This is a genomic window from Micromonospora xinjiangensis (assembly GCF_056150165.1).
This window is the reverse complement of sequence record NZ_JAXCFO010000007.1, coordinates 238775-265539: the sequence shown is the minus strand read 5'-3', so window position 1 is coordinate 265539 and position 26765 is coordinate 238775. Positions and strand designations below refer to the sequence as shown.

Annotated in this window: 23 protein-coding genes; 15 read left to right on the top strand and 8 right to left on the bottom strand. The window is 74.0% G+C overall.

Annotated elements, in window-relative coordinates:
- Nucleotides 1-45 precede the first annotated feature (45 nt).
- Both SM573_RS25030 and SM573_RS25025 read right to left on the bottom strand, forming a co-directional pair.
- Nucleotides 46-471 carry an OsmC family protein gene (locus SM573_RS25030; protein ID WP_474610329.1) on the bottom strand — a complete coding sequence of 142 codons (426 nt, stop codon included), beginning with the start codon at nucleotides 469-471 and terminating at the stop codon, nucleotides 46-48.
- A 136-nt stretch (nucleotides 472-607) separates the two neighbouring features.
- A complete protein-coding gene (locus SM573_RS25025; protein ID WP_474617195.1) occupies nucleotides 608-1561 on the bottom strand; it encodes a serine/threonine-protein kinase in 954 nt (317 codons plus the stop codon).
- Between the two features lie 203 nt (nucleotides 1562-1764).
- Between SM573_RS25025 and SM573_RS25020 the strand changes: the two genes are divergently transcribed.
- The 3 genes from SM573_RS25020 (at nucleotide 1765) to SM573_RS25010 (ending at nucleotide 4320) form a co-directional block, all read left to right on the top strand.
- Nucleotides 1765-1998, top strand: a complete 234-nt coding sequence (locus SM573_RS25020) for a hypothetical protein (protein ID WP_474610327.1) — start codon at nucleotides 1765-1767, stop codon at nucleotides 1996-1998.
- Nucleotides 1999-2078: 80 nt separating this feature from the next.
- Entirely contained in the window at nucleotides 2079-2819 is a 741-nt protein-coding gene (locus SM573_RS25015; RefSeq protein ID WP_474610957.1) for a response regulator transcription factor, read from the top strand.
- Nucleotides 2797-4320, top strand: a complete 1524-nt coding sequence (locus tag SM573_RS25010; RefSeq protein ID WP_474617194.1) for a sensor histidine kinase — start codon at nucleotides 2797-2799, stop codon at nucleotides 4318-4320. The genes SM573_RS25015 and SM573_RS25010 overlap by 23 nt, the downstream gene beginning before the upstream one ends.
- A gap of 59 nt (nucleotides 4321-4379) precedes the next feature.
- Here SM573_RS25010 and SM573_RS25005 read toward each other — a convergent pair whose 3' ends face one another.
- Nucleotides 4380-5231 (bottom strand): arginase family protein, encoded by an 852-nt coding sequence (locus SM573_RS25005; protein WP_474617193.1) that lies wholly within the window; start codon nucleotides 5229-5231, stop codon nucleotides 4380-4382.
- 83 nt (nucleotides 5232-5314) lie between these two features.
- On the opposite strand from SM573_RS25005, the gene SM573_RS25000 reads away from it, so the two are divergent.
- On the top strand, nucleotides 5315-6004 hold the full coding sequence (locus SM573_RS25000; RefSeq protein WP_474617192.1) for a helix-turn-helix domain-containing protein: 690 nt from the start codon (nucleotides 5315-5317) through the stop codon (nucleotides 6002-6004).
- 58 nt (nucleotides 6005-6062) lie between these two features.
- Here the strand turns inward: SM573_RS25000 and SM573_RS24995 are convergent, their stop codons facing one another.
- Nucleotides 6063-6464, bottom strand: a complete 402-nt coding sequence (locus tag SM573_RS24995) for a VOC family protein (protein WP_474610323.1) — start codon at nucleotides 6462-6464, stop codon at nucleotides 6063-6065.
- Between the two features lie 186 nt (nucleotides 6465-6650).
- On the opposite strand from SM573_RS24995, the gene SM573_RS24990 reads away from it, so the two are divergent.
- From SM573_RS24990 to SM573_RS24975, 4 genes are all read left to right on the top strand, one after another.
- Nucleotides 6651-6800, top strand: coding sequence for a hypothetical protein (locus SM573_RS24990; RefSeq protein ID WP_167183181.1), 150 nt, complete (start codon nucleotides 6651-6653; stop codon nucleotides 6798-6800).
- 10 nt (nucleotides 6801-6810) lie between these two features.
- The gene (locus SM573_RS24985; RefSeq protein ID WP_474617191.1) at nucleotides 6811-8235 is read left to right on the top strand and encodes a class I SAM-dependent methyltransferase; all 1425 of its coding nucleotides are present in this window, start codon (nucleotides 6811-6813) and stop codon (nucleotides 8233-8235) included.
- Nucleotides 8228-10312 (top strand): sulfatase-like hydrolase/transferase, encoded by a 2085-nt coding sequence (locus tag SM573_RS24980; RefSeq protein WP_474617190.1) that lies wholly within the window; start codon nucleotides 8228-8230, stop codon nucleotides 10310-10312. The genes SM573_RS24985 and SM573_RS24980 overlap by 8 nt, the downstream gene beginning before the upstream one ends.
- 158 nt (nucleotides 10313-10470) lie before the next feature.
- Nucleotides 10471-11754: a citrate synthase gene (locus tag SM573_RS24975; RefSeq protein ID WP_474610320.1), complete on the top strand. Its 1284-nt coding sequence runs from the start codon at nucleotides 10471-10473 to the stop codon at nucleotides 11752-11754.
- 85 nt (nucleotides 11755-11839) lie between these two features.
- Here the strand turns inward: SM573_RS24975 and SM573_RS24970 are convergent, their stop codons facing one another.
- Nucleotides 11840-13240, bottom strand: coding sequence for a glycosyltransferase family 4 protein (locus SM573_RS24970; protein ID WP_474617189.1), 1401 nt, complete (start codon nucleotides 13238-13240; stop codon nucleotides 11840-11842).
- 332 nt (nucleotides 13241-13572) lie between these two features.
- Between SM573_RS24970 and glgX the strand changes: the two genes are divergently transcribed.
- From glgX to SM573_RS24940, 6 genes are all read left to right on the top strand, one after another.
- The gene (gene glgX / locus SM573_RS24965; RefSeq protein ID WP_474617188.1) at nucleotides 13573-15690 is read left to right on the top strand and encodes a glycogen debranching protein GlgX; all 2118 of its coding nucleotides are present in this window, start codon (nucleotides 13573-13575) and stop codon (nucleotides 15688-15690) included.
- Between the two features lies 1 nt (nucleotide 15691).
- On the top strand, nucleotides 15692-18013 hold the full coding sequence (treY, locus tag SM573_RS24960) for a malto-oligosyltrehalose synthase (RefSeq protein WP_474617187.1): 2322 nt from the start codon (nucleotides 15692-15694) through the stop codon (nucleotides 18011-18013).
- The gene (gene treZ, locus SM573_RS24955; RefSeq protein ID WP_474617186.1) at nucleotides 18010-19743 is read left to right on the top strand and encodes a malto-oligosyltrehalose trehalohydrolase; all 1734 of its coding nucleotides are present in this window, start codon (nucleotides 18010-18012) and stop codon (nucleotides 19741-19743) included. The genes treY and treZ overlap by 4 nt, the downstream gene beginning before the upstream one ends.
- A 236-nt stretch (nucleotides 19744-19979) precedes the next feature.
- Nucleotides 19980-20936 (top strand): SRPBCC family protein, encoded by a 957-nt coding sequence (locus tag SM573_RS24950; RefSeq protein ID WP_474610315.1) that lies wholly within the window; start codon nucleotides 19980-19982, stop codon nucleotides 20934-20936.
- Between the two features lie 18 nt (nucleotides 20937-20954).
- Complete coding sequence (locus SM573_RS24945; RefSeq protein WP_474617185.1) at nucleotides 20955-22127, top strand: zinc-dependent alcohol dehydrogenase; 1173 nt, start codon at nucleotides 20955-20957, stop codon at nucleotides 22125-22127.
- A 113-nt stretch (nucleotides 22128-22240) separates the two neighbouring features.
- Entirely contained in the window at nucleotides 22241-23191 is a 951-nt protein-coding gene (locus SM573_RS24940) for an ion transporter (protein ID WP_474610313.1), read from the top strand.
- A 52-nt stretch (nucleotides 23192-23243) separates the two neighbouring features.
- Here the strand turns inward: SM573_RS24940 and SM573_RS24935 are convergent, their stop codons facing one another.
- On the bottom strand, nucleotides 23244-24722 hold the full coding sequence (locus SM573_RS24935; protein WP_474610956.1) for a glutamate-cysteine ligase family protein: 1479 nt from the start codon (nucleotides 24720-24722) through the stop codon (nucleotides 23244-23246).
- A gap of 179 nt (nucleotides 24723-24901) precedes the next feature.
- Between SM573_RS24935 and SM573_RS24930 the strand changes: the two genes are divergently transcribed.
- On the top strand, nucleotides 24902-25255 hold the full coding sequence (locus SM573_RS24930; protein WP_474610312.1) for a DUF3817 domain-containing protein: 354 nt from the start codon (nucleotides 24902-24904) through the stop codon (nucleotides 25253-25255).
- 7 nt (nucleotides 25256-25262) lie between these two features.
- Here SM573_RS24930 and SM573_RS24925 read toward each other — a convergent pair whose 3' ends face one another.
- Nucleotides 25263-26123, bottom strand: a complete 861-nt coding sequence (locus SM573_RS24925; protein ID WP_474610311.1) for an alpha/beta fold hydrolase — start codon at nucleotides 26121-26123, stop codon at nucleotides 25263-25265.
- 57 nt (nucleotides 26124-26180) lie between these two features.
- Entirely contained in the window at nucleotides 26181-26729 is a 549-nt protein-coding gene (locus tag SM573_RS24920) for a hypothetical protein (protein ID WP_474610955.1), read from the bottom strand.
- Nucleotides 26730-26765: the final 36 nt, after the last annotated feature.

Below are 26765 nucleotides of genomic sequence, written 5' to 3'. Positions count from 1 at the left end.
GCCGGTTCGTGGACGGTCGCGCCGCTGCGGCGCCCCCGAGCCGGGTCAGTGACGGCCGTTCTCCGCCGGGGTGACGGTGAGCCGGTGGCGGCTGTTGTCGCCGCTGGAGAAGGGCCACAGCCGGTCGGCGTGCTCGACCAGCGCGGCCAGCTGTTGCCGGGTGAGCCCGGCCGAGGCGATCGACGCGTGCACGTCGGCCCGGTAGCGGCCGTCGACGTCGCGCCCGAGCTTGGCCTCTGCCCGCACCTGGACCGTGTGGGCCTCGTCGGTGATCCGGCCGGCGGCCTCCACCGCCGCGTGGTGCAGGCAGGACGCGAACGCCGCGGCGAGCAGCTGTTCGGGTCGCAGCCCCGTGCAGTGCGCCGCCAGCGGGGACGCCAGCGCGGTGGAGAGCCCGCCGTCGTCGGTGCGTACGTGACCGCCCTCGGCGGTCGCGGCGGCCTCATGCAGCCAGGAACTCGGATCCGGCATGGCGTTCCTCCCTCGATCACGCCCCGGCTACCCGGCCCTCGACCGGTGAAACCGCCGGCGACACGCCGGCCGGCCGGCCCTCGCCGTGGGCGCGCCGGCCCGAGCGCACGCGCGCGGCGGCCGTCCGCCGGGCGCCTCAGTGGTCGACCAGTCGGCCCGGGCGCTCGGGTACGACCGCGGCCTGGGTGGTCTCGGCGGCCGCGCGCTCGTTCCACGGCGACAGCGCGGCGCCCCGGCGTCGACGCGGCGTGGGCAGCTGCATCGGCACGTACACCCGGGCGTCGACCGCCTCGGCCAGCAGCAGCGCGGCGACCAGGCTGGACGGTCGCTCGGCCGGCTCGTCGGCCAGGCAGCGGCGGCACAGCTCGGCCACCTCCGGTGGCAGCGCCTCGATCGCCGGCAACGGCCGTGGTCGCTCCCGTCGGCGCTCGCCGAGCAGCTCCGTGGCGCTGCCCGACTCGTACGGCAGCCCTCCGGTGAGGCTGTAGTACAGCAGCACGCCGACGGCGTACATGTCGGCGGCCGGGGTGGCGGGCGCCCGGTCCAGCTGCTCCGGTGCGAGGTACGCGGGGGTGCCCACCAGCATCCCGTCCGGCGTCGGGTCGGGCGTCCCCGCCGGGGTGGCGATACCGAAGTCGAGGACCTTCGCTCCGGCCGGCGTGAGGATGACGTTGGCCGGCTTCACGTCCCGGTGCACGATGCCGTTCGCGTGCGCCGCGGCCAGCGCGGCGCACACCTCCGCGCAGACCCGCACCGCGATGCGCCAGTCCAACGGCCCCGCCCGCAGGTGCGCGGCGAGCGTCTCGCCCTCGGCGAGCTCCATGACGATGTACGGCACCACCCGCCCGGGTCCGCCCGCGCAGGTGCCGAAGTCGTGCACGCTGGCCACGTTGGGGTGCACGAGCCGGGCCGCGGCGCGGGCCTCCGACCGGATCCGCTCCACCGACGTCTCCTCGCGGTCGTGGCCCGGGGACATCACCTTCACCGCCACCGGCCGGTCCAGCACCACGTCGTGCCCGCGCCACACCTCGGACATCCCGCCGACGCCGATGCGCTGTTCGAGCCGGTACCGCCCGTCCAGCGTGCGCATCGGCCGGCTCCTCGTCCTCGTCGTCCCGCCCGTGGGGCGCCTGCCGTCGCGGTACCCGACCTCGGAGCAGGGCAAACCGCGATGATCACGAACCGGCCGGGCCCGCCTCGCGAGCCGCCTGCGGTCCGCGCGACGCGTGCGGTAGCTTCCGACGCGGAGCCGGGTCACGCCGGGTGCCGACACGGATACCGAGGGGAACGGCGATGGGTGAGGTGAGCGTACGATTCGTCGGCGGGCCGGCCCACGGCCTGGTCCGGGCCCTGCCGGGCGACGCCGACGGAGGCCCGCCGGCGCGCTGGGTCATGCGACACCCGGCTGGCGAGGGGCCCGTCGAGGGCGGCGGTCCCGACCACCTCTACGAGCGCGACCGGCCGGACGGCGCGGGCACCTGGACGATGCGCTACGTCCGCACCGACCCGCTCGGCGTCACCGAGTGACGCACGCTCCGCGCACAGCTGGCACACAGGCTACGCAGGGGCGCGGCACAGGAAAGCCGCCCACGATGAGGGGCATGGTCATGGACGGGCAGGCGGCCCCCGGCCGCATCGAGCTGCGCCGCCCGGACGGCGAGCCCGTCCGGGTGCTGGTGGTCGACGACGAGTCGACGCTGACCGACCTGCTCTCGATGGCGCTGCGCTACGAGGGCTGGCAGGTGCGCAGCGCGCACAACGGGATGACGGCGCTCTCCGCCGCCCGGCAGTTCGAGCCGGACGCGGTGGTGCTCGACGTGATGCTGCCCGACCTGGACGGCCTCCAGGTGCTGCGCCGGTTGCGCGAGCACGCGCCCACCGTCCCGGTGCTCTTCCTCACCGCCCGCGACGCCGTCGAGGAGCGGATCGCCGGGCTGACCGTGGGCGGTGACGACTACGTGACCAAGCCGTTCAGCCTCGAGGAGGTCATCGCCCGGCTGCGCGCCCTGCTACGTCGCGCCGGCCTCGCGGTCGCCGCCCGGGAGGCGGCGCTGCTCACCGTCGGTGACCTCACCCTCGACGAGGACAGCCACGAGGTGCGCCGGGGCGGGCAGTCGATCACGCTGACCGCGACCGAGTTCGAGTTGCTGCGCTACCTCATGCGCAACCCGCGCCGGGTGCTGAGCAAGGCGCAGATCCTCGACCGGGTCTGGCACTACGACTTCGGCGGTCAGGCCAACGTCGTGGAGCTCTACATCTCGTACCTGCGCAAGAAGATCGACGCCGGGCGGGATCCGATGATCCACACGCTGCGCGGCGCGGGGTATGTCCTCAAGCCCGCGCCGTGACACCCCCGATCCGCCGGGCGGTGTGCCGCGCCGCCGGCTGGCCGGCTGGTCGCTACGCCGCCGGCTCGTGTTGTCCGTGGTGGCGCTGCTCGCCCTCGTCAGCGTCGGCATCGGCGGCCTGACCACCGTGGCGCTGCGCCACTTCCTGGTCCTCCAGGTGGACGACCAGCTCACCATGGGCGAGCGGCGACCGGCCGACCCGCCCTGGTTCCGGGAGGGCGCGCAGCCGCCCTGGCCCGGCGCGCAGTCCAGCACCACGCCGCGGGTCCCGGAGCCGCCGCGCGGGTTTCCGCCGGGCTCCATCGCGGTGCGCGTCACCGACGGGGCCACCACGGCGGGCGCCCGCGCCGAGAACGGCGGCGTCGAGGCGGTGGGCGCCGCCGACGTACGCCCGCTCGCGGAGCTGGCCACCGACGGACGCCCGCACACGGTCGACCTCGGCGCCCGGGGCGACTACCGGGCGGTGGCCCGACAGCTCTCCTCCGGTGACGTGCTGGCCGTCGCCATCCCGCTCGACCGGGTCCAGGAGACGGTCATGTGGATGGTCGTGGCGCAGGCCGGCGTGGTCACCGTCGGGCTGCTGATCGCCGGCGGGCTCGGCGCGGTCGTCGTCCGGGCCGCCCTGCGCCCGCTGAACCGCGTCGCCGCCACCGCCACCCGGGTCACCGAGCTGCCGCTCGACCGGGGCGCGGTCGCGTTGTCCGTACGCGTGCCGGCCGCCGACACCGACCCGCGTACCGAGGTGGGTCAGGTCGCCGCCGCGCTGAACCGGATGCTCGGGCACGTCGCCGCGGCACTCGCCGCCCGGCAGGCCAGCGAGACCCGGGTCCGCCAGTTCGTCGCCGACGCCAGCCACGAGCTGCGGACGCCGCTCGCCGCGATCCGCGGGTACGCCGAGCTGGCGCGCCGCGGCCACGACCGGGTGCCGGCCGACGTGGCCCACGCGCTGCGTCGCGTCGAGTCGGAGAGCACCCGGATGACCAGCCTGGTGGAGGACCTGCTGCTGCTGGCCCGGCTCGACTCCGGCCGGCCGCTCGTCGCCGAGCCGGTGGACCTCACCGCGCTGGTGGTGGACGCGGTGAGCGACGCGCACGTGGCCGGGCCCGAGCACCGGTGGCAGCTCGACCTGCCCGAGGATCCGCTGACCGTGACCGGCGACGCCGCCCGGCTGCACCAGGTGGTGGCGAACCTGCTGGCCAACGCCCGGGTGCACACGCCACCGGGCACCACGGTCACCACCACGCTGCGCGCCGAGCCGGACGCGGCGGTGCTCAGCGTGGCCGACGACGGGCCCGGCGTCCCCGAGACGCTGCAGGCGGAGCTCTTCGAGCGGTTCGCGCGCGGCGACACCTCCCGGTCCCGGGCGCACGGCAGCACCGGCCTCGGTCTGGCCATCGTGGCCGCCGTGGTGGAGGCGCACCACGGCGTGGTCTCCGTGCACAGCCGCTCCGGCCGGACGGTCTTCACCGTGCGCCTGCCGGATCCCGCCGCGCACGCGTAGCCGGCCGCGCCGCCCGCGACGCGATCAGGCCCAGCCGGCGAACCTGCCGGCCCTGCGGCTCAGGAGCGGAGCAGGCCGGCGAGGACCTCGGCGACGCGCCGCGTGTGGCGCCCGTCGGGGTCCTCGTCGACGTTCAGGTCGGCCACGCTCATCCCCAGCAGCCGGTCGGCGCGGGCCAGGGGCGTGAGCAGCGCGACCAGCTCCGGCCAGCGCAGCCCGCCCGGCTCCGGGTAGGTCACGGCCGGCAGGTCGGCCGGGTCGACCGCGTCGAGGTCGAGGTGCAGCCACGCCGGGCCGGACCCGCCGGCCAGCGCGGCGCCGACCGTGTCCGGGCCGCGCCGGCGCAGCTCCGCGGCGGGCACCTGGTGGATCCGCGGGTCGACCCGGGCCGCCTCGATCCGGCCGGCCTCCTCCACCGCCGGACGGTGCCCGAGCAGGTGCACGCGGCCGGGGTCGACCAGCGCGCCGTCCACGCCCGCCGCGACGGCGGGCCCGTGCCCGGTGACGACGCTGAGGTCCATGTCGGCGCCCTCGCCGGTCTCGGAGGTCGCGCCGTCGTAGAAGTCGGGGTGGGCGTCGACGAACCACAGGTCCGTCTCCGGCGGCAGCGCCCGGCAGACGCCGGGAAGGATGGCGCAGTCGCCGCCGAGCACCAGGGGGCGCCGGCCGGCGGCGAGCAGCTCGGCGACCCGTGCGGCGATGGCCGCGCCGGCCCGGCGTACGGCGGCGGCGCCGATGAGCCCACTCACCGGGTCGCGCGTGGGGTCGTCGACGCGCGCGTCGACGACCCCGCCGTCGTCGGCGCCGAGCGCGGCGAGCAGACCCGCCCCGCGCAGGGCCTCCGGCGCCCGCTGCTCGCCCCGCCCCCGGCCGGACGAGTCCAGTGGGGCGTCGACCACCGTCCATCGCACACCCGTACGGTATCGGCGCCGCCCCGGGCGCGTCGGCGGTTCGCCGTTCGCGTCCGCCGGCCGGTCGTGGCAGCCTGGGGCGCGTGTACCGGGAACGTCCCGCCGGAGTCGCGGGCGGCATCCTCTGGACCGGCGGCGGGTCGGGCGGTGCCCGGACAACGCGGGTGCTGCCGGACGGCTGCGTCGACCTGCTCTGGTCCAGCCGGGCCGGGCTGCTGGTCGCCGGCCCCGACCGGACCGCCTTCCTGAGCGTCGGCGCGGCGGGGGAGCGGTGGGTGGGGCTGCGCCTCCCACCGGGCGTCGGCCCCGCCGTGCTCGGCGTGCCCGCCGACGAGTTGCGCGACCGCCGGGTGCCGCTGGCGGCGCTCTGGGGCGACCGGACGGTCGCCGAGCTGGCCGAGCGGGCGGTTGCCGACCCCGCGGCGGTGCTGCGGACGATCGCGGCACGGCGGCTCCGTGAGGTCGGAGGCCCGGATCCGCTCGGTGCCCGGGTCGCCGCCGCCGCGGCCGCCGGTCTGCCGGTCGGCGTGATCGCCGCCGAGGTCGGGCTCGACCCGCGCGTGCTGCTGCGCCGCAGCCGGCAGCTGTTCGGGTACGGCCCGAAGACCCTCGCCCGGATCCTGCGGATGCGCCGGGCGCTGGCCCTGGCCCGCGCCGGCACGCCGCTGGCGGAGGTGGCCGCCGCGTCCGGGTACGCCGACCAGGCGCACCTGACCCGGGACGTGCGGGACCTGGCCGGGGTGCCGCCGGCAACGCTGCTCGCCGGCGGCTGACCGGCCCGCCGCCCGGGCGGGTCGCGCGGTCGCCCGTCGCGGCCCCGCGGGGCTCGGATCAGTCGGCCGAGGGCAGCGGGGCGAACAGGTCGACGCCGTTGCCCTCCGGGTCGTGCAGCACGGCGTACCGCTGCCCCCAGAAGGCGTCCCACGGCTTCAGCTCACCGTGGAAGCCGGCCCCGGTCAGCTCGGCGTACCAGCGGTCGACCTCCGCCGGGTCGTCGCAGCGGAAGGCGAGGTTGATCCGGGGGCTGCCGGTCGGGGGCGTCCAGTCCGGGTCGAAGGAGCGGACCATGGTCACGTCGTCCCACGCGAGCCGGACGCCGGTGGGGAGGGTGACCTCCACGTGCGGCTGGGACTCGGCGCCGGCCGGGACGTCCAGCCCGAGGCGGCGGTAGAAGTCCAGCGTGCGGGCCATGTCCGTGGTGACCATTCCGATCAGGTCGAAGCGAGGCGTCATGGCCCGACGGTAGGAGCACCGACCGGCGGGTGTCTTGAACGAAACGGACCGACCCGAGTGGCCGGTGTCGCCGCACGACCTCGACGATCGGCGTACGGTGGCAGGAAAGCGGCCTTCCGGTCAAAAGCCTCAGCGCTGGACCTCCGGGACGCCGACGTCGTGACTGGTGAGGGGAAGGAGCGGTCGGTGAACCACCTGGCCTACCTGGACGCGGGATCCGGCAGCCTGATCGTGCAGGCGGTCGTCGGCGGTGTGGCGGGCGCCGCCGTCGCCGCCAAACTGTACTGGCGGCGCCTGGTCGACCGGTTCCGGCGGCAGCCCACCGACCAGCGCTGATCCGCCCGCGATGGCAGTCTCCCCCGCGGGCGTACGGCCCGAACCCGGCTCGTTCCGTGACCCGGCCAACCGGGTCTTCCACCTCGGCGACGACGTGCTGCGCGGGCTCGACGCGCAGGCCGCCGCGCACTGGCGGGCGCTGGCCGGCACCGAGTTCTTCGCGTCCCTGCTCGCCGCCGGCAAGGTCTGCGGCACCGAGACGGTCGAGCCGGGAGCCGTGCCCGGTGACACGTCGTGGACGGCGGTGCTGCGGCACGAACGCATCCCCTTCGTGTCGCACCCCTACGAGTGGTCGTTCGCGATGCTGCGCGACGCCGCGCTCCTGCACCTGGAGATCCTCCGCGAGGCGCTGCCCGCCGGCTTCACCACGAAGGACGGGTCGGCGTACAACCTCCAGTGGCGTGGCGTCGAGCCGGTGTTCATCGACGTCGGCTCGTTCGAGCCGGTGCGCGACGGCGAGCCGTGGGCGGGTTACCGGCAGTTCTGCCAGACGATGCTCTACCCGTTGCTGCTCACCGCGCACCTGGGCGTGGACTTCCAGCCGTGGCTGCGCGCCCGGGTGGACGGGATCGAGGCCGACGAGCTGCGGCCGCTCTTCCGCGGTCTGCGGCGGTTCCGCCCCGGTGTCCCGACCCACCTGCACCTGCACGCGGCCATGCAGAGCCGGCACGCCGAGGCCACCACCACCGACGTCCGCGCCGAGCTGCGCGCGGCCGGGTACTCCCGGGAGCTGGCGCTCGCCACCATCCGGGGCATGCAGCGGCTCGTCGGTCGGCTCGACCGGCCGGTCGCGGCCAGCCACTGGGCCGACTACCAGCGCACCTGCGGCTACTCGGCCCAGGACCGGGCCGCCAAGGAGCAGTTCGTCACCGCCGCAATGGCCGACGGGCCCCGCCCCCGGCTCGTGCTCGACCTCGGCGCCAACGACGGCCGGTACGCCCGCCTCGCCGCCCGGCACGCCGACCAGGTGGTCGCCGTCGAGCAGGACCCGGCCGTCGTCGACACGCTCTACCGGCAACTGCGCGCGGAGGGGGAGCGGCGCGTCCTGCCGCTGGTGATGGACCTCGCCGACCCGTCGCCCGGCGGCGGCTGGCGGGGGGTCGAACGGGCGTCGTTCGCCGATCGGTCCGCCGCCGACGTGGTGCTGGCCCTCGCCGTGGTGCACCACCTGGCCATCGGCCGGAACGTGCCGCTGCCCGAGGTGGTGGCGTGGCTCGCCGACCTCGGCGCGCCGGGGGCACGGATCGTCGTGGAGTTCGTCCACCCGGAGGACCCGATGGCCCGGCGGCTGCTCGCCAACAAGCCCGAAGGGCTCTTCCCGGGCTACCGCCGGGCCGAGTTCGAGCGACTGCTCGCCGCCCGCTGCCGGATCGCCCGGCGGGAGGAGCTGCCCTCGGGCACCCGGACGCTCTACACGGCGGTCGTGGGTGGCTGACCCGACGACCGTCGGTGCCACCGCGCCCGAGCCCGACCCGGCGAGCAGCGACGCCGCCGCCCCCGACCCCCGCCCCGGGCGTCGCGTCCGCTGGGCGGCGGCCTGCCGTACGGAGCTGGGCCGGCTGCTGGAGATCGTGGCGCTGGTCGGGCTGGTGGTCACCCAGCCGCTGCTGGACGTCCTCGGGCGCAGCCCCGACTTCTTCCTGTTCCACCGCGCCGGCCGCCAGGAGGTCCTGCTGCTGCTCGCCCTGGTCGCGGTGGCGCCCACCGTGCCGCTGGCGGTGCTCGGGGTGCTCAGCCGGCTCGCCGGCCGCGCGGCCCGCTCGGTGACGCACACGCTGCTCGTCGGGCTGCTGCTCGCCGCGCTCGCCGTGCAGGTGGGCCGGCACGTCACACCGCTGCGGGGCGTACCGCTGCTGGTGGTGGCGGCGGTGGCCGGCGCCGCCGGTGCGGCCGCCCACCGGCGGTGGCGGGCACCGGGCCGCGTGCTGCGGGTCGCCGCCGCCGGTCCGCTGGTCTTCGCGGGGCTTTTCCTGTTCCTCTCGCCCACGTCGGTGCTGGTGCTGCCCCGGGCGGCGGACGGCGCCGCCGGCACCGCCGCGACCGCCGTGCACCCGCCGGTCGTCATGCTCATCCTCGACGAGCTGCCGCTGGTCTCGCTGCTCGGCCCGGACGGTCGGGTCGACGCGACCCGGTTCCCGCACTTCGCCGAACTGGCGGGCGGGTCGACGTGGTACCGCAACGCCACCGGAGTCAGCGGCTGGACGCCGTACGCGCTGCCCGCCATGCTCACGGGCCGCTACCCGGCGCGGGAGGTCGCACCGCACTACTCGCAGTACCCGGACAACCTCTTCACCGCCCTCGGCGGCCTGTACGACATCCGCGCCGAGGAGAGCATCACCCGGCTCTGCCCGCCGAGCCGCTGCGAGCAGCCCGTCGCGCCGGAGCAGGGGCTCGGTGTGCTGGTGCGGGAGACCCGACGGCTGCTGGGCCAGGTCGTCGCGCCGCACGACAGCCGGATCGACCCGGAGGACTCCTACCGGGAACAGACGGCGGCCGAGGCCGGCATCGACGCGGCCGAGCCGATCCCCGACGACCCCACGTTCCGTTGGGACAACCTGGACGACAACCAACCCGCCCGGTTCACGAGCTTCCTGGCCGGGTTGAAGCCGTCGCCGCGCCCGACACTGCACTTCCTGCACCTGCTGATGCCGCACTCGCCGTGGACGTTCCTGCCCTCCGGCGCGCGCTACGACGGGCCGGAGGACCTGCCCAACGAGGGCGCCGGCTGGGTCGAGCTGGCCCGGCAACGGCACCTGGCCCAGCTCGGCTACACCGACCGGCTCATCGGGGAGACGCTGCGGACGCTGCGCGCCACCGGCCTCTACGACCAGGCGCTGGTGGTGGTCACCGCCGACCACGGGGTGAGCTTCACCCGGGGCTTCCAGGGGCGCGGCATGGACGCCATCAAGGCCGCGCCGGGGGAGGTCGCCTGGGTGCCGATGTTCGTGAAGGAGCCGGGCCAGCGCACCGGCCGTGTCGACGACCGCAACTGGGAGCACGTGGACCTGCTGCCGACCGTGGCGGACGAGGCCGGCGTCCGGCTGCCGTGGCGGGTCGACGGGCGGTCCGCGCGGGCGACACCGCGGCCGGCGGGGCAGAAGCACTTCTACGACCGACCGGCGCAGCCGATCACCATCCCGGACGGGGTGCCGAAGCCCGTGCCGCCGCCGGGCCCGCACCCGCTGGTGGGCACGACCGTGGGGCAGCGCCCGTCCGGCGGCTCGGCCCGGGTGGCCGATCTCGGCTCGTTCCGCGCCGTCGACCCGGACACCGGCACGCTGCCGGCGCTCGTGTGGGGAACGGTTCCCGACGAGGTGAACGACGGCACGCTGCTCGCGGTCGTCGTGAACGGTCGGGTCGGCGCGGTCGTGCCGGTGGTGCCCCCCGATCCGGGCGGCCGTCGCTTCGCCGCGCTCCTCGCCGACGACGCGCTCTTCCACGCCGGGGAGAATCGACTCGACGTCTACCAGATCGCCACCGACGGCGGGTTGCGCCATCTCGCCCTGTCCTGATTCGTTCGGGCGTTTCACCGGTTTCCCCATCCGGCCGGTCGGGAATCGGGTGACGCATACCTCACCGCAGAACCACGGCAAACGGTGTCCCAGGAACCACGATTACGGTAAAAGCGAAGGCAATTCAACGAGGATCTGCCGGCGAAGCGAGGAACCACATGACGGAAGTCAAGCTCGATCACCCCGGCGGGCAGCTGTCGATGCCGGTGCACACCGCGGTCGAGGGCCCCGCCGGTATCGGGGTGAGCAAGCTGCTGAAAGAAACCGGAATGACCACCTACGACCCCGGTTTCGTCAACACCGCGGCCTGCTCGTCCGCGATCACCTACATCGACGGCGACGCGGGGATCCTGCGTTACCGCGGTTACCCGATCGAGCAGCTGGCCGAGAAGTCCTCCTTCCTGGAGGTCTCGTACCTGCTGATCTACGGGGAGCTGCCGACCGAGCAGCAGCTCAGCGAGTTCACCGAGTGGATCCGGCGGCACTCGCTGCTGCACGAGGAGATGCGCCGGTTCTTCGACGGGTTCCCGCGCGACGCGCACCCGATGGCGGTGCTCTCGTCCGCGGTGAGCGCGATTTCGACCTTCTACCAGGACAGCCTGGACCCGTTCGACTCCGAGCACGTGGAGATCTCCACGGTCCGGCTCATGGCGAAGGTCCCCACCATCGCCTCGTACGCCTACAAGAAGTCGATCGGCCAGCCGCTGCTCTACCCGGACAACTCCCTCGGCTACGTGGAGAACTTCCTGCGGCTGACGTTCGGTGTGCCGGCGGAGCCGTACGAGGTCGACCCGGTGATGGCCCGGGTGCTGGACATGCTCTTCATCCTGCACGCCGACCACGAGCAGAACTGCTCGACCTCCACGGTCCGGCTGGTGGGCTCCAGCAACGCCAACCTGTTCGCCTCGGTGTCGGCGGGCGTGAACGCCCTCTTCGGCCCGCTGCACGGCGGCGCCAACCAGGCCGTGCTGGAGATGCTGCAGCGCATCCACGCCGAGGGTGGCGACGTCAAGACCTTCGTGCAGAAGGTGAAGGACCGGCAGGACGGCGTGAAGCTCATGGGCTTCGGCCACCGGGTCTACAAGAACTACGACCCGCGCGCCGCCATCGTGAAGAAGGCCGCCCAGGACGTGCTCGGCCGCATGGCCAAGCCGGACCCGCTGCTGGACATCGCGATGCAGCTGGAGGAGATCGCCCTCGCCGACGACTTCTTCGTGTCGCGCCGGCTCTACCCGAACGTGGACTTCTACACCGGCCTCATCTACAAGGCCATGGGCTTCCCCACCAAGATGTTCACGGTGCTCTTCGCCCTGGGCCGCCTCCCCGGCTGGATCGCCCAGTGGCGCGAGATGATCAACGACCCGGAGACCAAGATCGGCCGCCCGCGGCAGGTCTACACCGGTTCTCCCGAGCGTGCCTTCGTGCCCCTCGCCGAGCGCTGACCTCCGGCACACAGAAAACAGGCCGCCGGCCCCCACAGGGGACCGGCGGCCTGCCCATATCCCCGCCCGGGGGAGGGAGGCTGGGTCAGCGGAGGCCGGCGGCGGCGAGCAGGTTGCCCTCGCCGAGCGCCGGCAGGGCGAGGCCGTGCGCCATCCGCTGGGCCGCGCGCTCCGCCGCGAACGCCGGCCCGCCGGCGATCGCGGCCGCGTAGGTGGCGGCGGTACGCTGCGCGATCGACGCCCAGCCGTACTGCTCGTGCACCACGGCGAGCGCGCGGCGGGCCAGGGAGCGGGCCCGCTCCCGGTCGGCGAGCAGTGCGTGCACCGCCTCGACCAGCCCGTCCGGGTCCTGCGGCGCGAACGTCATCCCGGTGACGCCCGGCTCGACGATCTCGGCCAGCCCGCCGGTGGCGGAGACCGCGAGCGGCGCCCCGGCGGCGGCCCCCTCCAGGGCGACCATGCCGAACGGCTCGTAGATGCTCGGCACCGCGAAACAGTCCGAGGCGGCCATCACGGCCGGCAACTCGACCCCGCCGAGGAACCCCGGCATGCTCACCGCGCCCGCCAGCCCCAGCCGGCGCACCTCGGTCTCCAGCTCCCCGCGGTACGGGCCGTCGCCGGCCACCACGACGCGCAACCCCGGGTGCCGCTCCCGCAGCCGGGGCACGCCCGCGAGGAGGTGCTGCACGCCCTTCTCGTACACCAGGCGGCCGGCGAACGTGACCAGCGGGCCGTCCCCGGCGAACCGGGCCCGGGCCGACGCCACCGCACCGCGCGGCGCCCGCCAGCGCCGGGCCTCCACCCCGTTGGGGACCACGTCGACCCGGCCGTTCGGCACCCCGAACAGCCCCGTCACCTCGTCCCGCATGTACCCGGAGCAGACGATCACCCGGCCGGACTCACCGGCGAGCCAGTGCTCGACGCCGTGGATGGTGCGGTTCATCTCCTCGGGCAGCCAGCCCTGGTGCCGGCCGGCCTCGGTGGCGTGGATGGTCGTGACCAGCGGGACGTCGAGGTGCTCGCGCAGGGTCATCGCGGTGTGGGCGACGAGCCAGTCGTGGGCGTGGATGACGTCGTAGTCGGCGGTTTCGCCTGCGCGCAGGGCGGCGCGGGTGAGGGTGTGGTTGAAGGCCATGGTCCAGGCCAGGAGGGTGTTGGTGGCCAGGGGGAAGGTGACGGGGTCTTCGGCGGCGCGGATGACGCGGACGCCGTCGGCGTACTCCTCCAGGGGGGCGCCGTCGGCGTGGCGGGTGACCACGGTGACCTCGTGGCCGGCGGCGGCGAGGGCGACGGAGAGGGCGTGGACGTGCCGGCCGAGGCCACCGACGAGCACCGGCGGGTACTCCCACGAGAGCATCAGGATGCGCCGCGCCGGCGGGGCCGCGCCGGAGCCGGGGGACTGCGGGATCTGGGACCGGGTCAGGGTGGGCCGGCAGGTGCGGTCCGGCGCGGCGGCGAGCTGGTCGCCGACCCGCAGCGTCGTCACATTCGTCTCCGTCCAGGCAGGTGGGCACGCGCCGGCGGCGATGGCGGCGCGACGAACGGTGGTGGGTGGCCGAAGGCCGGGCGGTGACGCGCGGGCGCGCGCCCCCGGACCAGCAAAGGGCATGCGGCGGCGGTCCGCATCTCGAGGAGAGCCACCGTGACGGAAGACACCCGATCATCCCGCCTGTCCGACTCGGACGGATTTCCGGCAATCGGCTGACAGGATGGATTGGCCGGACCGGGCGCGGGGCATTACCGCCGTGCGCACCGCCCGGCCCGCCGTACGGTGCGCTCATGACGCGGTGCGCTCATGATCAGAACCGAAGGAGCGACATGCAGGTCTGGCCGGGCGAGCGCTACCCCCTCGGCGCCACGTACGACGGGATGGGCACCAACTTCGCCATCTACTCCCAGGTGGCCGAGAAGGTGGAGCTCTGCCTCTTCGATGAGTGGGACACCGGCGCCGAGCGCCGCGTCGAGCTGCGCGAGGTGGACGCGTACGTCTGGCACGCGTACCTGCCGGGGATCGAGCCGGGGCAGCGGTACGGCTACCGCGTGCACGGCCCGTACGACCCGGCGAACGGGCTGCGGTGCAACCCGCACAAGCTGCTGCTCGACCCGTACGCCAAGGCGATCGACGGCGACGTGACCTGGGACCCGGCGGTCTACGACTACGACCTGGGCCAGCCCGAGCGGATGTCGGAGGTCGACTCGGCGCCGTTCATGCCGAAGTCCGTGGTCGTCAACCCCTACTTCGACTGGGGCAACGACAAGCCGCCCCGCACCCCGTACCACCACTCGGTGATCTACGAGGCGCACGTGCGCGGCCTGACCATGCGCCACCCCGACATCCCGGAGGAGCTGCGCGGCACCTACGCCGGGATCGCGTCGCCGCCGATGATCGAGCACCTGACCCGGCTCGGCGTGACCGCGATCGAGCTGATGCCGGTGCACCAGTTCGTGCACGACCACCGCCTGGCCGACCTGGGGCTGCGCAACTACTGGGGCTACAACACCATCGGCTTCTTCGCCCCGCACCACGGCTACTCCGCGATGGGCCGGCTCGGCCAGCAGGTGCAGGAGTTCCGGGGCATGGTGCGGGCGCTGCACTCCGCCGGCATCGAGGTGATCCTCGACGTGGTCTACAACCACACCGCCGAGGGCAACCACCTCGGGCCGACGTTGAGCTTCAAGGGCATCGACACGGCGAGCTACTACCGCCTCTCCGAGTCCGACCGGCGCTACTTCGTCGACTACACGGGCACCGGCAACAGCCTCAACGTCCGCAGCCCGCACTCCCTCCAGCTGATCATGGACTCGCTGCGCTACTGGGTGCGGGAGATGCACGTCGACGGGTTCCGCTTCGACCTGGCGGCCACCCTGGCCCGCGAGTTCTACGAGGTGGACCGCCTCTCCACGTTCTTCGAGGTGGTGCAGCAGGACCCGGTGGTCAGCCAGGTGAAGCTGATCGCCGAGCCGTGGGACGTGGGCCCCGGCGGCTACCAGGTGGGCAACTTCCCGCCGGAGTGGACCGAGTGGAACGGCAAGTACCGGGACACCGTGCGGGACTTCTGGCGCGGCGAGCCGGCCACCCTCGCCGAGTTCGCGTCGCGGATCTCCGGCTCCGCCGACCTCTACCAGGACGACGGCCGGCGCCCCTTCCACAGCATCAACTTCGTCACCTGCCACGACGGGTTCACGCTGGCCGACCTGGTGTCCTACAACGACAAGCACAACGAGGCCAACGGCGAGGAGAACCGGGACGGGGAGAGCCACAACCGGTCCTGGAACTGCGGCGTGGAGGGCCCCACCGACGACGCGGCGGTGCTCGCCCTGCGCGCCCGCCAGCAGCGCAACTTCCTCGCCACCCTGATGCTCTCCCAGGGCGTGCCGATGATCGGCCACGGCGACGAGCTGAGCCGTACGCAGCGGGGCAACAACAACGCCTACTGCCAGGACAGCGAGCTGTCGTGGATCGACTGGGAGCACGCCGACGAGGCGCTGCTGGAGTTCGTCCGGCGGCTCGTGGCCTTCCGCCGCCGGCACCAGGTGTTCCGCCGCCGCCGCTTCTTCACCGGCCTGCCCGTCGGCGGGCGGGACGTCGGCTCACCCCTGCCCGACCTCGCCTGGTACACCCCGGACGGCCGGGAGATGACCGGCGAGGACTGGGGCAACGACTTCGGTCGCTCGGTGGCGCTGTTCGTCAACGGGGAGGGCATCCGCGAACGCGGCACGTACGGCCAGCGCCACCACGACGACTCGTTCCTGCTCTGCTTCAACGCCCACGACGCGCCGCTGGACTTCACCCTTCCGCCCGCCGAGTTCGGTCAGCGCTGGGAGCTGGTGATCAGCACCGCGGACCCGGACGCGGAGAAGACCACAGTCGTCGAGGCGGGCGGCGCCCTCTGCGTACCGGACCGCTCCCTGGTGGTTCTGGAGAGGACGATCTGAGATGCCCGCGGCACCCCTCCCGCGCCCGGCCCGGGTCGGCGCGACCTACCGCGTCCAGGTCCGCCCCGGGTTCGACCTGGACGCGACCGCCGGCCTCGCCGGCTACCTCGCCGACCTCGGCGTCACCCACCTCTACAGCGCGCCGCTGCTCACCGCCACCCCCGGCTCGGCGCACGGCTACGACGTGGTCGACCACCGGGCGGTCAACCCGGAGCTCGGCGGCGAGGCGGGCCGGCGGCGGCTGCTGCGCGCGCTGCGCGCCGCCGGGCTCGGCCTCGTGGTGGACATCGTGCCCAACCACGCGGGGGTCGCCGCGCCGGCGGCCAACCCGGCCTGGTGGGACGTGCTGCGCCGGGGACGCTCGTCGGCGTACGCCCGCTGGTTCGACATCGACTGGGAGCGCGGCCGGCTGCTGCTGCCGGTGCTCGCGGACACCCCCGACGCCCTGGGCGACCTCAAGGTCGTCGACGGGGAGCTGCGCTACCACGAGCACCGTTTCCCCGTCGCCGACGGCACGGGCGACGGCACCGCCCGCGAGGTCCACGACCGGCAGCACTACGAGCTGGTCAGCTGGCGGCGCGGCGACGCCGAGCTGACGTACCGCCGCTTCTTCGCCGTCTCCGACCTCGCCGGGCTGCGGGTGGAGGACCCGGAGGTCTTCGCCGCCACCCACGAGCTGATCCTGGCGTGGGCGGCGGCCGGCGAGGTCGACGGCATTCGCGTCGACCACCCCGACGGGCTGCGCGACCCCGCCGGCTACCTGGCCCGGCTGCGGGCCGCGGCGCCGCGGGTCTGGCTCGTCGTGGAGAAGATCCTGGAGTACGGCGAGGAGCTGCCCGACTGGCCGGTCGAGGGCACCACCGGCTACGAGTCCCTCGCGGCGGTGTCCGGGCTGTTCGTGGACGCCGACGCGGAGGCCGACCTCACCGCCCTGGACACCCGGCTCGTCGGCCGGCGCACCTCGTGGGAGGACCTCACCCACGACACCAAGCTCGCCGCCGCCACCCGGCTGCTCGCCGCCGAGCTGACCCGGCTGGCCGCCCTCGCCCCCGAGGTGGAGCCCGACGCCGCCCGGGCGGCCCTCGCCGAGCTGGCCGCCGCCTTCCCCGTCTACCGGGGCTACCCGCCGCACGGCGCCCGCCACCTGGCGGCCGCCCGCGCGGAGGCCGGCCGCCGCCGCCCCGACCTCGCGGACGCGCTGGACGCGGTCACCCGGCGGCTGCGCGACCCGGACGACGAGCTGGCGGCGCGATTCCCCCAGTTCACCGGCGCCGTGATGGCCAAGGGCGTGGAGGACACCGCCTTCTACCGCTGGAGCCGGTTCGTCGCCCTCAACGAGGTCGGGGGCAGCCCCGCCCACTTCGGCGTGCCCCCGGCCGAGTTCCACCGCTTCGCCGCCGCCCGGCAGGTCCGCTGGCCGGCCGCCATGACCACCCTGTCCACCCACGACACCAAGCGCGGCGAGGACGTGCGGGCCCGCCTCGCCGTCCTCAGCGAGCTGCCCGACCGGTGGGCGGCCCGGGTCACGGCCTGGACGGCCCGGGCACCGCTGCCCGACCCGGCGTTCGCGCACCTGCTCTGGCAGACCGCCGTCGGCGCCTGGCCGATCGAGCGCGAGCGCCTGCACGCGTACGTGGAGAAGGCCGCCCGGGAGGCGTCGGTCTCCACCAGCTGGGCCGACCCCGACGCCGCCTTCGAGGGGGCGCTGCACGCCGTGGTGGACCGGATGTACGACGACCCGGAGCTGCGCGCCGAGCTGACCGCGTTCGCCGACGAGATCACCCCGGCCGGCTGGTCGAACTCCCTCGGGCAGAAGCTCGTGCAGCTCGCCATGCCCGGGGTGCCCGACACCTACCAGGGCAGCGAGCTGTGGGACAACTCGCTGGTCGACCCGGACAACCGGCGGCCGGTCGACTTCCCCGTACGTCGCGAGCTGCTGGCCCGCCTCGACGCGGGCTGGCGGCCGCCCGTCGACGCGAACGGCGCGGCGAAGCTGCTCGTGGTGTCGCGGACCCTGCGGCTGCGCCGCGACCACCCGGAGCTGTTCACCGGCTACCGACCGGTGCCGGTGCACGGGCCGGCCGCCGCGCACGCCGTGGCCTTCGACCGGGGCGGCGCGATCGCGGTCGCCACCCGCCTGCCGGTACGCCTCGCCCGCGCCGGTGGCTGGCGCGACACGTTTCTGTCACTTCCCGGACACAACGTGAGCGACGTGTTCACCGGACGGGTCTACAGTGGGTCTGAGCTGCTCCTTCATGATCTGCTGAGCACCTACCCCGTCGCCCTCCTCGCTCCCACCGATTCCGTGGAGGCTGCCGCATGACCGAGTTCACGGTGTGGGCGCCCGAGGCCGCCCGGGTCCGGCTGCGCCTGTTCGACGGCACCGACCACGAGATGCGCGCCGAGGCCGGCGGCTGGTGGCGGGTCGAGGCGCCCGGCACCGGCCCGGGCACCGACTACGCGTTCCTCCTCGACGACGACGACTTCGCCCTGCCCGACCCGCGCTCGCTGTGGCAGCCCGACGGCGTGCACGGCCCGAGCCGGGTCTACGACCACGCGGCCTTCGAGTGGACCGACGGCGCGTGGACGGGCCGGCAGCTGCCCGGCAGCGTCCTCTACGAGCTGCACGTCGGCACCTTCACCCCCGAGGGCACGTTCGACGCCGCCATCGGCCGGCTCGACCACCTGGTCGAGCTGGGCGTCGACCTCGTCGAGCTGCTGCCGGTCAACGCCTTCAACGGCGAGCACAACTGGGGGTACGACGGCGTCTGCTGGTATACGCCACACCAGCCCTACGGCGGCCCGGACGGGTTGAAGCGGCTGGTCGACGCGGCCCACGCCAAGGGGCTGGGGGTGATCCTCGACGTCGTCTACAACCATTTCGGGCCCTCCGGGGCCTACGCGCCGATGTTCGCGCCGTACCTCACCGAGCAGAGCAACACCTGGGGCCGCACGGTCAACCTGGACGGGCCGCACTCCGACGGGGTGCGCCGCTACATCATCGACAGCGTGCTCATGTGGCTGCGGGACTACCACGTCGACGGTCTGCGGCTGGACGCCGTGCACGCGATGCCCGACTCCCGCGCCGTGCACCTGCTGGAGGAGGTGACCGTGGAGGTGGAGGCCCTCTCCACCCACCTGGGCCGGCCGCTGTCGCTGATCGCCGAGTCCGACCTGAACGACCCGCGGCTCATCACTCCGCGGGAGGCGGGCGGTTACGGGCTGCACGCCCAGTGGAACGACGACGCCCACCACGCGCTGCACACGCTGCTGACGGGGGAGCGGCAGGGCTACTACGGCGACTTCGGGTCGCTGGAGGCGCTCACCGACGTGCTCACCGGCGGCTTCTTCCACGCCGGCACCTGGTCCAGCTTCCGGCAGCGGCACCACGGGCGGCCCGTGGACCGGCAGCGGCTGCCCGGGCACCGGCTGGTGGCGTACCTCCAGAACCACGACCAGATCGGCAACCGCGCCACCGGCGACCGGATCTCCGCGTCCCTCTCGCCCGCCCTGCTGCGGGTCGGGGCGACGCTGCTGATGACGGCGCCGTTCACACCGATGCTGTTCATGGGGGAGGAGTGGGCCGCGTCCACGCCCTGGCAGTTCTTCACCTCCCACCCGGAGCCGGAGCTGGCCGCCGCCGTCGCCACCGGGCGCCGACGGGAGTTCGCCTCGCACGGTTGGCCGGAGGGGGAGGTGCCCGATCCGCAGGACCCGCAGACGTTCCTGCGGTCCCGGCTCGACTGGGCGGAGCTGGACAAGCCCGAGCACCGCGAGATGTACGAGTTCTACCGGCGACTCATCGCGCTGCGGAAGGCGCGGCCCGACCTGTCCGACCCACGGCTGTCGGCCGTGGACGTGCGGCACGGCGACCAGTTCCTGCTGATGCGCCGGGGGGAGTGCCTGGTGGCGGCGAACCTGGCCGGAAAGCCGCAGCGGATCACTCTGCCCGGGGTGGTGCGGAAGGTGCTGCTGGCCACCGGCGACGGTGTGACGGTGATGCGCGACCGCATCGAACTACCGGCGGAGACAGCGGCCGTCGTGGCGCTGTAGTGGGGCCCGGGATCGTCCCGGTGGCGGACGCCTGTCGGGGAGCGTGAAGTCGGCGCCTCTCGACGAGGCGTAGGGGCAACGTGAGGACGAATACGGCGACCGTGCACAAGTACCCCTGGATGGTGGGTACTGGTTCGTTCTCGCTCGAAGCGGGCACACGGGGCCGGCGCAGGGCATAGCGTCACGGTGGCGGCACCCGCAGCCGGCGGGTACGCGCCCCGAGCGGAGGGATCCACGTGAGCCGTATCGACGGAGTGCTCCTGCCCGAACTGGACGATCCGACCCGCGACCCCTGGCTGCCCCGCGCGCTCGGCTGGCTGAGCCTCGCCCTCGGGGCGGGAGCGGTCGCCGCCCCCGGGCCGGTCGCCCGCCTCACCGGTGTGGACGACTCACCGATGGCCGGCACCATCATCCCCGCCGTCGGAGCCCGCGAGCTGGGCCACGGCCTCGGTCTGATCACCGGCCGGCGCCCGTCCGCCTGGGCCTGGACCCGGGTGGCCGGTGACGCCGCGGACCTGACCCTGCTCGCCCGCGCGATGGCCGACCGCCGCGGCGAACGGCGTCGCCGCGTCGCCCTGACCACGGCCGTGGTCGCCGGCATCACCGCCGTCGACGTGCTCGCGGCGCTCGGCGCGTCCCGCGCGCGCCGGGCCCGGGACCGGAAGATCCGCATCGACATGGCGGTGACGGTCAACCGCTCGCCGGCCGAGGCGTACCGGTACTGGCGCGACATCGAGAACCTGCCCCGGTTCATGTCGCACGTGGAGTCCATCCGCGCCGACGACCTGCGCCGGTCGCACTGGACGGCACGCGGCCCGGCGGGCCGTCACATCGAGTGGGACGCGGAGATCGTCGACGACCAACCGAACCGGTCGATCGCGTGGCGGTCGCTGCCCGGCACGCGGGTGCCGAACGCCGGTCGGGTCCGCTTCGTGCCCGCCCCCGGCGACCGGGGCACCGAGGTCCGCGTGCAGCTCGGCTACGCGCCGCCGGCCGGCGCGCTGGGCCGGGCCGTGGCCAAGCTCTTCGGCGAGGAGCCCGAGCAGCAGGTCCGGGACGACCTGCGCCGGTTCAAGCAGGTGCTGGAGACCGGCGACATCGTCCGCTCCGAGGGCAGCCCCGACGGGATCTCGGTCCGGCAGCAGGTCATGCAACGCCCCGCGCAGCCGTTGCCCAGCGGGCTGCGGCGCTGACCCGAGGAGAGGACGACGATGAGGGCCACCGCCTGGATGGGCAAGGACAGCGTCAAGGTCATCGACGTGCCCGAGCCGACGATCATGAACCCCCGGGACGCGATCGTACGGATCACGACGACCGCCATCTGCGGCTCCGACCTGCACCTCTACCACGGCTACATCCCGGCGATGCGCAAGGGCGACATCCTCGGGCACGAGTTCATGGGCGAGGTGGTCGAGGTCGGCCCGCAGGTGCGCAACCTGCGCCCCGGCGACCGGGTCGTGGTGCCGTTCCCGATCGCCTGCGGGCACTGCAACTCCTGCCAGCGCGGCCTCTACTCGGTCTGCGAGAACTCCAACCCCAACGCCGGCATCGCCGAGAAGATCATGGGGCACTCGCCGGGCGGCATCTTCGGCTACTCGCACCTGCTCGGCGGGTACGCCGGCGGCCAGGCCGAGTACGCCCGGGTGCCGTTCGCCGACGTCGGACCGATCAAGGTGCCCGACGACGTCTCCGACGAGCAGGCGGTGATGCTCGCCGACGTCTTCCCCACCGGCTACATGGGCGCCGAGATGTGCGACATCCAGCCCGGCGACGTGGTCGCCATCTGGGGCGCGGGCCCGGTCGGGCTGCTCGCCGCGGCCAGCGCGCGGCTGCTCGGCGCGGAGCGGGTGTTCGTCATCGACCGGTACCCGTACCGGCTGCGGTTGGCGCGCGAGCACACCGGCGCCGAGACGCTCGACTACGAGGAGACCGACGTCCTGGACGCCCTCAACGAGCTGACCGCCGGCCGGGGGCCGGACGCGTGCATCGACGCGGTCGGCCTCGAGGGGCACCACGGTAACGCCGCCATCTACGCGTACGACCGTGCGAAGCAGGCCGTCCGGGCGGAGACCGAGCGGCCCTTCGCGCTGCGCCAGGCGATCCTGGCCTGCCGCAGCGGCGGGACGGTCTCGGTCATCGGCGCGTACGGCGGCTTCGTCGACAAGTTCCCGATGGGCGCGTTCATGAACCGGGCGCTCACCATGCGGACCGGGCAGTGTCACGTGCAGCGGTACACCCGCCCGCTGCTGGAGCGCATCCAGCGCGGGGACGTCGACCCGAGCTTCATCGTGAGTCACCGGATGCCGCTCAAGGACGCCCCGAAGGGCTACAAGATCTTCCAGAAGAAGCAGGACGAGTGCAGCAAGGTGCTGCTCACGGTCTGACGCCGGCGCTCGGCGTCGGCGACGGCGGTCGGGGCCGGTCGATAGGCTCTCGCCATGCGCGTTGTGATCCACGACCCCGGTGACGAGACGCTGGCGGCGGAGCTGTCCGGGTCGTGAGCCGCCGCGGCACCGTGCCCCGCCAACGGCAGGCGACCACCGCGCCCGCGTCCCGCTTCTCGATCCTCTCGGTTTGGTGCGCGCGGGCCGTCCGGTCCCGGCCGTTCGAGATCGCCATCGTCGTCCTCATCGTCGCCAACGGGGTCGTGCTCGGCGTCGAGACGTTCCGGCACCTCGGGACGGCCGGTCCCGCCCTGCACTGGCTGGAGTTGTCGTTCCGGGCGGCCTTCGTGGCGGAGATCGTCGTCCGGGTCCTGGCGTACGGGCGCCGCCCGCAGGACTTCTTCCGGCACGGCTGGAACGTCTTCGACTTCCTGGTGATCCTCGCGATCTTCATTCCCGGCCTGCACGGCGACCCGGCGCTGCTGCGCGTGCTGCGGATGGCCCGGGTGCTGCGGCTCGTCCGCTTCAGCCCGGGCCTGCGGACCATCGTGGCGGCGCTGTGGCGCAGCATCCCCGGCGTCGCCGGTTTCCTCGCGCTGGCCGTGGTGACCCTGTACGTCTACGGCATGGCCGGCTGGTTGATCTTCGCCGACCACTACCCCGAGCAGTACGGCGACATCGGACGGTCCCTGCTGACACTGTTCGTGCTGCTCTCGCTGGAGACCCTGCCGGACCTGATCGAGCAGGGGATGGCGGTGTCGCCGTGGACGCTGGTCTACTACGTCAGCTACGTCATCATCACGGTGAACCTGCTGCTCAACATCCTGATCGCGGTCATCGTCAACTCGATGGAGGAGGCCCGCCGGCTGGAGATGACCGAACGGTTGGCGCCCGGGTACGACGAGGACGGTGACGGCGTGCCCGACGAGGTGGACCGGATCGCGCTGACCCAACGGCTGGACGACCTGCGCGCTGTCATCGCCGAGCTGGAGCGGGAGCTGCGCATCGACCGCGACGACGGCCACGCCCGGCACGGGGCCGCGCGCGACCCCGCCGGCCGCTAGCCGGTCCGCTGTGGAGGCCGCCCGCCGCCGGGTGGGGGTGCGCCGGCCCGGGTCAGGGCAGCGGCCACTCGTGCACCGGCCGGTTGCTGTGCATCAGGTCGACGTAGTGGCGCACCACCTCGCGCAGCGCCGCGGGCCGGTCGAGGTGGTCGGCCGACTCCAGCCGGTGCAGCGTCTCCACCTGCCAGCTCGCCCCGTTGCGCCCGGTGAGGCAGCGCCGTTCGACGATGCCGAGCAGCCGGTCCCGCTCCGCCGGGTCCAGCCCCCACCGGTCCAGCCCGTGGTGGGCCAGCGGCAGCAACCGCCGCAGCACCAGCTCCGTCACCGGCAGGTAGCCCAGGCCGGGCCAGAAGACGTGCGCGTCGATGCCGTGCCGCGCGCAGGTGAGGAAGTTCTCCTCCGCGGCGCTGAACGACATCTGTGACCACAGCGGGCGGTCGGATTCGGCCAGCGCCCGGACCAGACCGAAGTAGAACGCGCCGTTGGCGACGGTGTCCACGACGGTCGGCCCCGCCGGGAGAACCCGGTTCTCCACCCGCAGGTGCGGGCGGCCCCGCAGCACGTCGTAGACGGGACGGTTCCACCGGTAGACCGTGCCGTTGTGCAGCCGCAGCTCCGCGAGCGTCGGCACGTCGCCGGCCGCGAGCGCCTCCGCCGGGTCCTCCGGCTCGCAGACGGGCAGCAGCGCCGGGAAGTAGCGGACGTTCTCCTCGAACAGGTCGAACACGCTGGTGATCCAGCGTTCGCCGAACCAGACCCGCGGGCGTACGCCCTGCGCCTTGATCTCCTCCGGGCGGGTGTCGGTGGCCTGCTGGAACAGCGGGATCCGGGTCTCGCGCCACAGCTCCCGGCCGAAGAAGAGCGGTGAGTTGGCGCCCACCGCCACCTGCACCCCGGCGATCGCCTGCGCGGCGTTCCAGTAGTCGGCGAACTGCGCCGGGCTCACCTGGAGGTGGAACTGGGTGCTGGTGCAGGCCGCCTCCGGGGTGATCGTGTCGGCGGTGACGGCCAGCCGCTCCACCCCGTTGATGGCGATGCGCAGGTCCTCGCCCCGGGCGGCGAAGATCTGCTCGTTGAGCAGCTCGTAGCGGGGGTTGGCGGAGAGCGTGTGCCCGGTGAGGTGCTCGGGGCGCAGGGTCGGCAGGATGCCGATCATCACCATGTGGGCGCCGACCGTCCGCGCCTTCTCGTCGGCGGCGTTGAGGCTGGCCCGCACGTGCTCCTCGAACTGCGCGGTGCCGGTGCCGTTGAGCCGGCGCGGCGCGACGTTGATCTCGACGTTGAACTGGCCCAGCTCGGTCTGGAAGCTCGGGTCGGCGACGGCGGCCAGCACGTCGGCGTTGCGCATCGCCGGCTGCGACTCGTCGTCGACGAGGTTGAGCTCGATCTCCAGCCCGGTCATCGGGCGGTCGACGTCGAAGTGGGACTCGCGCAGCATCTCGGCGAAGACGTCCAGGCACCGGCGGACCTTGTCCCGATAGCGCGTCCGATCCTCCCGGCTGAAGGTCCGCGCGCCGACGTCCTCACCCATGGCCACCATCCGTGTCACCGCTGGTATCCCTAACCTCCCATGCCGGCACGGGCGGGGGAAGGGCACGAGGATTGTTCTGTACCCATCCGTGTCCCGGGTGATTCCCGTCGCCTCCGGCCGGTCGCGTCCACCCGTGGGCGCCGGTGCGGCTAGCATGGCCGGCCGAGAGGGTGGTGGCGGTGGCGAAGCGCGACGGAGTGACCAGGCTGTTCGTCGGGGCGGCGATCGCCGAGGCGTGTTCCTGGCTCGGCCTGCTGGTCGGCATGGCGGTGAAGTACGGCCCGCCCGGAAACGAACTCGGCGTGAAGGTCTTCGGGCCGATCCACGGCGGTCTGTTCGTCGTGTACCTGGTGCTGGTCCTCGCCGTGGCCCGGCGGCACCGGTGGAGCCTGCTGGCGACGGGCGTCGCGCTCGCCTGTGCGGTCCCCCCGTTCGCCACCCTGGCGTACGAGCGCTGGGCCCACCGCCGCGGGATGCTCGGCACGACGGCGGCGTCGTCGCCCGCGCGTCCCGAGCCCGCGTCCGTGCGCTGAGCCCGCCTCACTCCCGGAGGAAGTCGGCGAGCAGCGCGGCGAGCTGCTCCGGCGCCTCCTCGGCCATGTGGTGGCCGGAGTCCACCGACGCGACCCGCACGTCGTCGGCCCAGTCGCGCCAGATCGCCGCCGGATCCCCGTACAGCTCCACGAGATCGTCCCGCTCGCTCCACAGGAAGAGGACCGGGCACCCGATCCGGCGCCCGGCGGCCCGGTCGGCGTCGTCGGCCGCCCGGTCGGGCCCGAGTCCCGCCCGGTAGTCCTCGCACATCGCGTGCACGGTGGCCGGGTCGTGGATCGCCCGCCGGTAGTCGGCGTACGCCTCCTCGCCCATCTGCTCGGGCGACCCGCCGTACCAGGCGTCCGGGTCGGCGTTGATGACCCGCTCGGCGGGCTTGTCGAGCTGCCCCAGGAAGAACCAGTGCCACCACGCGGCGGCGAACCGGGCGTCGGCCCGGGCCAGCGCCTCGCCGATCGGCACCCCGTCGAGCACCCCGAGCCGGCTGACCCGGTCGGGGTGGTCCAGCGCCGTCCGCGTCGCCACGTAGGAACCCCGGTCGTGGCCGACCACCGCGGCCCGGGGGTGTCCCAGCGCGTCGAGCAGCGCCACCACGTCGGCGGCCATCGCCCGCTTGGCGTACGACGCGTGGTCGGGAGTGTCCGGCGGCGCCGTCGAACCGCCGTAGCCGCGCAGGTCGGGGCAGATCACCGTGTGCCGCTCGGCGAGCAGCGGCGCGACCCGGTGCCAGGTGGCGTGGGTGCGGGGATGACCGTGCAGCAGCACGACGGGCGGGCCGGAGCCACCGTGGCGGACCCGCAGCCGCACCGGGCCGACGTCGACGTGCTCCAGCCTGAATCCGGGGAACATGGCACCCCCGGTGCCCCGCGGTCGCGCGCCGGAAACGTGCCGCCGGCCGGGCGCCCGTCAGGTCAGCGCGGACCAGGCGGCGATGCCGAGCACCAGCAGCGTTCCGAGCGTGGCCTGGAGCAGCAGGGGCGGACCGAGGTGCGTCCAGAGCGTCGCGGGCCGGGGGGTGAGCAGCTGGCCGGTGGTGAGGTTGACGATCCGTTCGATCCGCGGCGGCAGGTCCGGATCGGCCTGCGCCCGCAGGGTCAGCTGCACGTGGTCAGCGGGGTGCAGCGCGCTCTGCGGCAGGTGGCCGTGCAGCTCGACCTCGTGGAGGCGGCCGGTGGCGTCGCGCAGGCGCAGCGGGGTCACCAGGTATTCGGGTCCCTTGCGCAGCTCCTTCCAGCGGCGCCGGGCGCCGCCGCCCGCGCCGGGGAAGACCGCGCGCACCAGCAGCATCAACAGCGCTCCCACGCCCGCCGCGGCGAGCACGCCGACGAGCACGGGCTGGCTGACGGCCACCTCGCGGGTGTAGCCGTCGAGCAACCGCACGACGCGGCCGGTGAAGGTGCGCTCCGTCGGGTGGGCGATCCGCCGGGTATCGAGTCCGCTGTCCATGACCACCACCGAGAGTCCTGATCCGTTCACTGATGGTATCGGCGT